Annotated in this window: 11 protein-coding genes; 8 read left to right on the forward strand and 3 right to left on the reverse strand. The window is 55.3% G+C overall.

All coding sequences use genetic code 11. From position 1 onward, the window contains the following. Positions 1 to 75 precede the first annotated feature (75 nt). The 3 genes from VMW13_00990 to VMW13_01000 all read right to left on the reverse strand — a co-directional run bounded on the left by VMW13_00990 (position 76) and on the right by VMW13_01000 (position 2,866). Positions 76 to 1,029, reverse strand: coding sequence for an NAD(P)-dependent alcohol dehydrogenase (locus tag VMW13_00990; protein ID HUV43381.1), 954 nt, complete (start codon positions 1,027 to 1,029; stop codon positions 76 to 78). 44 nt (positions 1,030 to 1,073) lie between these two features. Then, positions 1,074 to 1,937, reverse strand: coding sequence for an alpha/beta hydrolase (locus VMW13_00995; protein ID HUV43382.1), 864 nt, complete (start codon positions 1,935 to 1,937; stop codon positions 1,074 to 1,076). Between the two features lie 62 nt (positions 1,938 to 1,999). After that, positions 2,000 to 2,866, reverse strand: coding sequence for a methyltransferase domain-containing protein (locus tag VMW13_01000; GenBank protein HUV43383.1), 867 nt, complete (start codon positions 2,864 to 2,866; stop codon positions 2,000 to 2,002). Positions 2,867 to 3,271: 405 nt separating this feature from the next. On the opposite strand from VMW13_01000, the gene VMW13_01005 reads away from it, so the two are divergent. The 8 genes from VMW13_01005 to VMW13_01040 form a co-directional block, all read left to right on the forward strand. Next, positions 3,272 to 3,586 (forward strand): helix-turn-helix domain-containing protein, encoded by a 315-nt coding sequence (locus tag VMW13_01005; GenBank protein ID HUV43384.1) that lies wholly within the window; start codon positions 3,272 to 3,274, stop codon positions 3,584 to 3,586. After that, on the forward strand, positions 3,579 to 4,967 hold the full coding sequence (locus tag VMW13_01010; protein ID HUV43385.1) for a phage portal protein: 1,389 nt from the start codon (positions 3,579 to 3,581) through the stop codon (positions 4,965 to 4,967). Before VMW13_01005 ends, VMW13_01010 begins: the two co-directional genes overlap by 8 nt. Positions 4,968 to 4,988: 21 nt before the next feature. Beyond that, the gene (locus VMW13_01015; GenBank protein ID HUV43386.1) at positions 4,989 to 5,546 is read left to right on the forward strand and encodes a hypothetical protein; all 558 of its coding nucleotides are present in this window, start codon (positions 4,989 to 4,991) and stop codon (positions 5,544 to 5,546) included. Further along, positions 5,546 to 6,466 carry a phage major capsid protein gene (locus VMW13_01020; protein ID HUV43387.1) on the forward strand — a complete coding sequence of 307 codons (921 nt, stop codon included), beginning with the start codon at positions 5,546 to 5,548 and terminating at the stop codon, positions 6,464 to 6,466. Before VMW13_01015 ends, VMW13_01020 begins: the two co-directional genes overlap by 1 nt. A 165-nt stretch (positions 6,467 to 6,631) precedes the next feature. Further along, complete coding sequence (locus VMW13_01025) at positions 6,632 to 7,042, forward strand: hypothetical protein (GenBank protein HUV43388.1); 411 nt, start codon at positions 6,632 to 6,634, stop codon at positions 7,040 to 7,042. A 136-nt stretch (positions 7,043 to 7,178) separates the two neighbouring features. Further along, on the forward strand, positions 7,179 to 7,811 hold the full coding sequence (locus VMW13_01030) for a hypothetical protein (protein HUV43389.1): 633 nt from the start codon (positions 7,179 to 7,181) through the stop codon (positions 7,809 to 7,811). A gap of 84 nt (positions 7,812 to 7,895) precedes the next feature. Next, a complete protein-coding gene (locus tag VMW13_01035) occupies positions 7,896 to 8,225 on the forward strand; it encodes a hypothetical protein (GenBank protein ID HUV43390.1) in 330 nt (109 codons plus the stop codon). A gap of 49 nt (positions 8,226 to 8,274) precedes the next feature. Then, the coding region (locus VMW13_01040) for a hypothetical protein (protein HUV43391.1) at positions 8,275 to 8,497 on the forward strand (223 nt) is incomplete at its 3' end.

Consider the following 8,497-nt stretch of genomic DNA (forward strand, 5'->3'; position numbering starts at 1 on the left):
AGCAGGGAAGAGCTACGGAAGAGCTAGCCAGACTATTAACAAGCCCAATGTGGTCACCGTTCTCTTTGGCCCGGGCTAATCTCGGATGGTTATCACTACCTTTCCTTTGGCATGTCCCTTTTCGGCGTACCTGTGGGCTTCGGCAGTTTGCTCCAAAGGATAACGCCTATCGATAACCGTCCTCATCTTACCGGCCTCAATAACACCTGTCAGGAAGTCGAGGTGTTCTGTGCTGAATGGCGGCAAGGTGAATATGGCTTTCTTGCTGCCTATCTTTGAAGTCCATAGCATCTGCAGAAGTAGTGGAACTGTAGCCACAGTGTTAAGATAGATTCCTTTCTGATTCAGCGAGCCTTTACATTGTGAGAATGACCTCTTACCCACCGCGTCGAAAATGATGTCATAGGTCTGACCACTACTTGTGAAGTCCTCTTTTGTATAGTCAATTACCTTATCGGCTCCCAGAGATTGCACCAATTCCAGGTTCGTAGTACTGCACACGCCGGTGACTTCAGTCCCGAAGTGTTTGGCAAGTTGTATCGCAAACGTGCCTACTCCACCAGAAGCTCCATTAATGAGGACTTTCTGTCCGCTCTGAATATGCCCATAGTCTCTGAGGAATCGCAGTGCACTCGCAGCGCCAAAAGGAACCGCGCCGGCTTCCTCAAAGGTCATGTTGGACGGCTTCATGGCTACTTTGTCTTCGGGTACACACGCATATTCTGCGTAAGCACCATAGGGGCCTCCGCCATAGACCTGGTCGCCCTTCTTGAATGATCCGACATTCTTCCCCACTGCGTCGACTTCCCCGGCCAGCTCAATCCCCAATATGCTGTTCTTGGGCTTCAGCAGCCCCGTCATGAATCGGGCAATGAGCGTTGTACCTTGGCGAAATCTGAAGTCCATCGGAGTTACGGTTGTGGCGTACACCTTGATAAGTACTTCATTGTCCTTGGGTGCAGGTTTTTCTACCTCTTTCAGTTCGAGAACTTCAGGTGGCCCATACTTCGTGTATACAATCGCTTTCATAGGTATTCCTCTTCCTTTCTGGTTTAGCGTACTGATTCGGTACCTCAGGCAACCAGGATGCTTAGAATCTCTCGAATGTGGTTATAAGGCAGGGAGATGTGCGCTTCGTCCTTCAGGAATGTAGCGTGGCATTTCGGGATGGCATCAGCAATATAGCGGCCGACCGAGACAGGAACATTGAGGTCCAGCTCCCCGTGCCACAGGTGGATCTCAACGGGTATGTCCTGAAGTCGGAATCGCCACGGGCGCGTGTATAGCGCAGCTTCGTGATGAGTACCGCCAATACCCGACCGAAACGCTTCTAGCAACATATCGACATACACTTTCGTCGCCTCAGGCTGGTCCAGCAGTAGCCTGTCCGGTTCTGCGAACTTCTCCTTCGACCGCGATACGAACTGGTCCGGATTCTTCCGCAGGCCCATAGCGAACAACATCAACAACATCCTTCGTATCACCGAAGGCTTCCCGGGAATGGTCCATGATGCCCCCTCTTTGATACGAGGTGCTTCAAAGGGACCCATTCCACAGACTACTGCCGTCGCGGTCAGGCGTTCGGGGATCTTATAGGCGCAGGCACAGGCATAAGGCCCACCCCCGGAGATTCCCAGCACAGCGAAACGGTCGACCTGCAGCACGTCCGCCATCTCTATCACGTCATCAGGCCAGTCTAGGATCTCTCGGCCACGCTTGAAATCGGAGAGGCCCATGCCTGGACGATCAACCGCGACAATGCGGGCGTTCAATTCGGCGGCGGAGTCATCGGCATCAGAAAGCGGCCAGTCAAGCCGAGAACCGGGAAATCCGTGGAAGTAGAAGACCGGCTTGCCCTCCGGAGCGCCGTATTCAGCATAGCCAAGAGTCCGACCGTCTTTCAACTTGATTGTCTGGTCGCTTCTATCGCTTCCCATATTCTCCTCCGTTATTCGGATAGCTAGAAGTTCTCTATTATATGCTTAAGGTAAGCTTTAGCTCAATCGGCTGTTTTACCCCAGAACACTGTATAGGTGAAGAATGCGTAGTAATCCGGTAGATTCAAAATGAAATCCGGTGAATCCGGCAGGCAAAGACGCTGGAATTCTGCTAAATCATCGGATGACAACTCGGTTGATACATCTGGCCAACGCATATCAAAAAGAGCCACCAGGGCATTGCGTATTTCATCGTTCAGGGGGGCACAGACACTATCTGCAAAGACTTTTGCCCTGGGTTCCTTTAGCCCCAGTTCGTGAAACCAGCCTAGTGCACGCAGGAAGTGTAACTCTGGGTTCTTCCCATGTACAAAAGGAGCAATGCCGGCCGATGTTGCTCCCAGCCGGGATTCCAACCGAGGATATCCGGGAAGCAGCTTTTCAGAAGACCAGGCAGCAATGGCTACAATACCATCGGGCTTCACTACCCGCGCCAGCTCTTTCAATAAAGGTAGAGGTTCCCAGGGGCCATATCCCACGCAGTCGGCACTCCATACCCAATCGAAGGTATTATCATCGAAGGGAAGCTTGGTTACATCCCCTTCCTGGAAAGAAATTTGTTCTGAAAGTCCAGCCTTCTTCACAATATCCCGGCCATAATCCAAATGCTCCACAGATGTATCAAGGCCGGTGACATGACCGGTAGGTCCCACCTCCTCGCCCAGTAACAGGCATTGAAGACCGATTCCACATCCGGCATCCAGTCCCCGGCTCCCCTCAGGCAGCTGTAATGCCCTAACCGTTGCACGAAGGGTTGACTCTCTTAGCGGGTTGGACACTAATAAGCTCTGTATATAAGACTCAGTATCCGTGTTATGAGCTTCCTCAACGACACGATCATAAGCGGTCTTGCGTTCTTCCTTAGGCATGTTGTATCTCCTTGTGTGATGTATTACTCAGCGCATGTCCAAGCCCGCACGTTTCTCCATCTCTTTCAGTTCGAGAACTTCAGGTGGTGCGTATTTGGTGTAAACGATCACTTTCATGGCATCTCCCGTGTCAGAATCGTGTCTGCGCTAGTTACCTTGATTTCCTTCAGTACCCTCGGGTGTTGAATCGGTCAGGATTCTGATAGGCGTATCGTGCTTGTGGCAGTCGACGTGGTGGAGAGTTCGGCCATTATACCACCCGGCTCCGAGGCATGGCAAAAGCAGTGGTAAAGGGCGACAACAAGGCGTTGACTTACGTAGAACAACTGTACTACGATTGAAGAGTCAGTGAAGCTGACGCGTCACTTAAAGTGACGTCTCGGTTCAGTACATTGAGGTACATTTATGGAGTTGCGGCAGACCAGCGAAGCTGAACTGGACCTTATCCCGGAATACTGTCACTACAACGATGAGGGATGCGAGTTCGCTGATTCCTGTCTGAATTGCCCGCTGCCGATGTGTGTATATGATGTGCCCGGCGGCAGGCAGCGCCTTCTAAAGAGGCGGCGGGCCGAGGAAATGGCCAGGTTATTCACTGAAGAAGGTAAGAGCACTCGTGAGCTGACGCAGATATTCGGAGTCAGCCTGCGAACAGTACAGAGGGCACTGAAGGTAGTTTTTGAAAGCAAGACTGACGTGGAGGTCACGGAAGATGAGTGAGGATTTCAACCCCACAGAGCTGGCCCGCCGTGATGCGGATAGAATCAGAGGCTACCGGAAGCTGTTGGACTTTTATCACAGCGTTCAGTGGGAAGGTAGAGAGAAGTGGGGTGAGAGGCGCTTGACCTTCAACTACGCCAAGGTGGTTGTTGACAAGTTGACCTCGTACCTGATGTCCGGTATTGACTTCGCCGTTGAACCAGTAGAGGAATCGGATGGGGCGAGGACGAAGGCTAAGAAGTCTGAAGCAGCCCTCCGCAAGGTATATGAAGACAACGGCATCGAACAGCTTGACTTCGATACCGAGATTGATTGTGCCATACTCGGTGACGCCTGCTACAAGGTTACCTGGGACCAGGAGACCGGGAGTGTGCGGGTAACTGCACCGGATATCCAGGGAATCTACACCTGGCGACTGGGTGACGACAGCTCCCGAATATGGCGGGTGGCTTCGAGGTATACACTGACCGCCGACGAGGTTGAAATCCTGTACCAGGTCAGGCCTCAGCGCAAGGAGGCAGCAGTCACCGAGCTGTGGACGGACCGGGAGTTTGAGCTGTGGCTCGATGATGCCCGGGTGGAAAAGAAGCCCAACCCCTATGGGTTCATACCCTTCGTTATCTTCCCCAACCTGAGGGAGCCCAAGAGGTCCTGGGGGATTTCCGACCTGGCACAGATAATGGAGCCTCAGCGTGAGTTCAACCGGGCAATGTCACAGCTTTCAAGGATACTGGAGTTGTCCGGTAATCCGATTGCCGTCCTGGAGAACATCGAGGAGTCCGAGGACATTTCCGTAAAGCCCGGGGCGGTGTGGAACATCCCGGAAGACGCCAAGGCCTACCTGCTTGACCTGTTGCAGGGTGGGGGGCTGAGACTGCATATCGATTATCTCAACCTGCTCTACCGCACACTGCACGACGTATCGGAATCGCCGCGTGCTGCTTTCGGTGGCACTGAGCGGGACCTTTCCGGGGTTGCCCTGGAGATTGAGTTCCAGCCACTGCTGCAGAAAGTCAGGCGAAAACGAATAATCAGGGCGGCTGCCTACAACCGGAGGAGTCGACTGATACTCAAGTTGCTGGAGAAGTATCGGAATGAGGACTTCGGGGATAGCCGTCCCGGCGTGGTCTGGGGTCCCTTGCTACCGCGGGATGCCGACAAGATGGTGGCCAACGAGCAGACGCTGGTCCAGACCGGCATTCATTCCCGGCGTCGGGCGATGGATGAGCTTGGCGTTAGAGACCCGGAGGCGGAGTTTGGCCGGTGGCTTGAGGAGAGAGGGGCCATTCTGGAGATGAACCATGAACTCAACCGTAAACCGTCCAGGGGTGGAGTGAGGGAGAGAGATACTGAAACCCCGGACAGAACCGGTGAGGAATAACTGTCAGGAGGTGGAACGTTGATGGACGAAGTGACGCTCGTCGACGACGAGTCGCAGGAAGGGAATCCTGTGGGACCGGGTACCGAAGACCATGACCCCGGGGAGATTGATGGAGCGATTGGTGATGAGGAATCCCGGGATGAGGTCGGTGAGCAGGTGACCCCACCTGCCGAGAGAGGAGAGGAACTGGTGCTGGCAAACGCCCGCATCGTCGAGCTGGAGGAAACTGTCTCGGACAGGGATAGTGAGGTCGCCTCTCTGAAAAAGTACGTTGCCGAGCTTGAAGGGATGCTATCGACCAGCAGGGACTCCCTGGGTGAGGCTGTATCCAGGTACAGGGATGTGGTCATTCAGGCCAGTCCGGGAATCTTGGAGGAACTCGTCAGCGGGGAGAGCATCGCATCGATAGATGAATCCCTCCGGAAGGCGAAGAATCTTATCGGCAAGGTGAGAGAGGGGCTGGAGGCTGAGGTCTCACTGGCACGGGTACCGGCGGGGGCCCCGGAGAGGCGGTTGCCGGACCTGTCTGCCCTTTCGCCCCGCGAGAAAATCCAGTACGGAATAGGAGGTAACAAATAATGGCACTCACACTGGCAGAAGCAGCCAAGCTGTCCAATGACATGTTGCTGCAAGGGGTCGTGGAGACAATCGTCAAGGAATCTCCGGTCCTGCAAAGGCTTCCCTTTGTGGAGATTGTGGGCAATGGCCTGACATACAACCAGGAGAATACCCTGCCTTCAATCGATTTCTACGATGTTGGCGATACCTGGGCGGAGTCGACACCGACCTTTGAGCAGAAGACGGCCAATCTGAAGATTATGGGAGGGGATGCCGACGTCGATAACTTCCTTAAGGCGACCCGCTCCAATGTCCAGGACCTTGAGGCGGCGGTGGTGGAGCTAAAGGCCAAAGCACTCAAGGATAAGTTCGAGGAGAGCTTCATCTACGGTAATGCCACGGCCAACCCCAAGCAGTTCGACGGTCTGAGGAATCTCATCGATACCGAGAGCGTAGGCTCTCAGGTGATAGCTGCCGGGGCTACCGGGGCGACCATGACCCTGTCCATGCTGGACGAACTCATCGATGCGGTGAAGGGCGGTAAGCCGGACATGCTGCTGATGAGTCGCCGCTCCCGGCGCAAGATTAATGCCCTTATCAGGGCTTCGGGCAGCATGATGGAAACCGACCGGGACAGGTGGGGTAACTTCGTCCATTTCTGGGACGGTATTGCTATCGGGGTCAATGACTGGATACTGGACACCCACGTGCTGAGCGGGAGTGTTGAGACGGCCACGACCGGCGGTGACTGCTCTACGGTCTATGCCATACAGGCGGGTGAGGGCGGACTCTGCGGCCTGACCGCACCCGGGCACCTGACTGTGGAGCCTATTGGTTCCCTGGAAACCAAGGATGCCACCCGGAACCGGATAAAGTGGTATGTCTCGCTGGCATTGTTCAGCTCTGTTAAGGCAGCGGCACTCATTGGAGCTCAGGACTAGGTGTATTAGGGCGGGTTCACCCGCCCTAATACCTGGTGGAAGGTGGGACCTTCCGCAGCATCTGACGGCAGGCTTTGCCTGCCGCAGCATCTGACAAGCGGGTGAACCGGCCTGAATACCTGGCGGAGCGCCTGACAGTAGAAATACAGACAGAGGAGGAGAGAGATGGCTTTTTCAGACCCGGGAACGGGGAGAGTTGCTCTGGATTCCGGCCGGGGGACCGAGCCGGGAAAGGTTACCCTGGCCGAGGACTGCAAATGTGGTGACGTGCTGGGCTACAGCAGCGGCTGGAAGAAGGCACTGGCGACCACGGGTTCGGTGATACAGGGCAGACTGGTGGCCCTGGCTGATGGCAAGAGCGGCAATGAGGTGCCGGTATCTGCCAGTCCGGTGATTGGTGGTTACTCCGGGGCTACTGCCGGTGGCTATGTCTACGTGGCCGAGGGGACGGACAACGGCGAGATTACGCAGACAGCTCCGTCCACTTCCGGTGATGCCAACACCATCATCGGTATGGCCCTTTCCGCCACCGACATAATGTTCTTCTTGAATGGTCGGGCCGACAGCACGACATAATATACCAATAAATGTTTCCAGGTGAATAGGAGGTTGGGGGCAGTAGCCTACGGCCTCTTATTCACCTTCCACTCACGAGGCGAAGGGGACAAAGGGGATAGGGGCACCTGTAAGAATCTGAGGGGGTAAGGTAGCTATGAATCTGGGAGACATGCGCACTATCGTCCGGCGAGACCTGCATGATGAAGACTCCGGTGACTACCGCTGGACGAACGACGAATTAGACAGGCACATTGCCCACGCCGTAAAAGACCTCTCCGAGGCAATTCCCTATGAGCAAAAGGCGACCAAGGCGACAGCATCAGCTTCGAGAGAGATAGATATATCGAGCATCACGGATCGTGTCATGGTACAGGCTGTGGAATACCCGGTGGGGCAGTTCCCCAGGAGGTTCCAGCGCTTTGCCCTGTGGGGCGACATAGTGACTCTTCTCGGTCCGGAAGTCCCTGATGGCTCGAATGCTAATGTTTACTACGGCAAGCTGCATACCATGGGTGAAAGCACCTCCACGGTTATCAGTTTGCATGAAGACCTGGTGGCTGCCGGAGCCTGCGGCTACGCGGCCATCGAGTGGGCGGTGTATGCCATCAACCGGGTGAATGTCGGCGGTACCCGGACCCCTGAGGAACTGCTGAGCTGGGGACGAGAGAGGCTGACCTTCTTCCGCAGGGAGCTGAGAAGATTGGGGAGGAGAAACCGGGTCAGGGTGCGCTCTCTTTATGCCCCCTACTACCCATCGGTATCGGAATCAACTGACTACGGCCCATGAATGGACTACGGTCCGTAGGCGGGGTTCCGTGCGAAGGGTGCGGACAAGACAGGCTGCATCGCGAGGACTGGAAAGGAGGTAGGAATGACCTCGAGAGAGATAATAGCCACAACAAAGGATGGCTTGCCCAGGGAGGCTTATGCCATTCCCGGCGACCCGGTAGACACGGATACCTGGAAGTTGCCGCACCATAAGAAGAGCATCTTCCGGGCACTCAAAGCGAAAATGGACATTGAGAAGACGGTGGACTGGGACCGGATACCGGCTGCTGTTGCTGCCCTCTCACCGAGAGGGTTCCGGGGGCAACGGGTCTCTGCCGGTCCCGAGGAAATCCTGAGAGCTGCCAGGCACCTCGCAGACCACTATCTCAAGGCAGGGAAGCCATTACCGGATACCCTGGCAGCTTTGACCTAGCCTCCGGCGTCCTGCAAAACACGGATTACGGCGAAATCATAGGAGAAAGATGAGACAGCTATCGAGTACGCTCAGTGCTGCACAGAAATCGGCCAGCCGTACGCCTTACGTGAAACTGGAAGCCAGGGCGAAGATCGCCGGCGTTGTCAGGCTGGACTGGGACCGGCTGTACACCGGCAGTGAGGATGACTACTTCCACGGGATGACCATACCCGGCGATGGTTCCCTGGTCCGCACCCGTATAACTCCTCCCGGCGATGCCCGTAAGCTCT

Source organism: Dehalococcoidales bacterium (genome assembly GCA_035529395.1).
Taxonomy (GTDB): domain Bacteria; phylum Chloroflexota; class Dehalococcoidia; order Dehalococcoidales; family Fen-1064; genus DUES01.

Coding starts and splice junctions, on each gene's coding strand:
- VMW13_00990 (HUV43381.1), bottom strand. CDS start 1,029: ATGAAAGCGATTGTATACACGAAGTATGGGCCACCTGAAGTTCTCGAA.
- VMW13_00995 (HUV43382.1), bottom strand. CDS start 1,937: ATGGGAAGCGATAGAAGCGACCAGACAATCAAGTTGAAAGACGGTCGG.
- VMW13_01000 (HUV43383.1), bottom strand. CDS start 2,866: ATGCCTAAGGAAGAACGCAAGACCGCTTATGATCGTGTCGTTGAGGAA.
- VMW13_01005 (HUV43384.1), top strand. CDS start 3,272: ATGGAGTTGCGGCAGACCAGCGAAGCTGAACTGGACCTTATCCCGGAA.
- VMW13_01010 (HUV43385.1), top strand. CDS start 3,579: ATGAGTGAGGATTTCAACCCCACAGAGCTGGCCCGCCGTGATGCGGAT.
- VMW13_01015 (HUV43386.1), top strand. CDS start 4,989: ATGGACGAAGTGACGCTCGTCGACGACGAGTCGCAGGAAGGGAATCCT.
- VMW13_01020 (HUV43387.1), top strand. CDS start 5,546: ATGGCACTCACACTGGCAGAAGCAGCCAAGCTGTCCAATGACATGTTG.
- VMW13_01025 (HUV43388.1), top strand. CDS start 6,632: ATGGCTTTTTCAGACCCGGGAACGGGGAGAGTTGCTCTGGATTCCGGC.
- VMW13_01030 (HUV43389.1), top strand. CDS start 7,179: ATGAATCTGGGAGACATGCGCACTATCGTCCGGCGAGACCTGCATGAT.
- VMW13_01035 (HUV43390.1), top strand. CDS start 7,896: ATGACCTCGAGAGAGATAATAGCCACAACAAAGGATGGCTTGCCCAGG.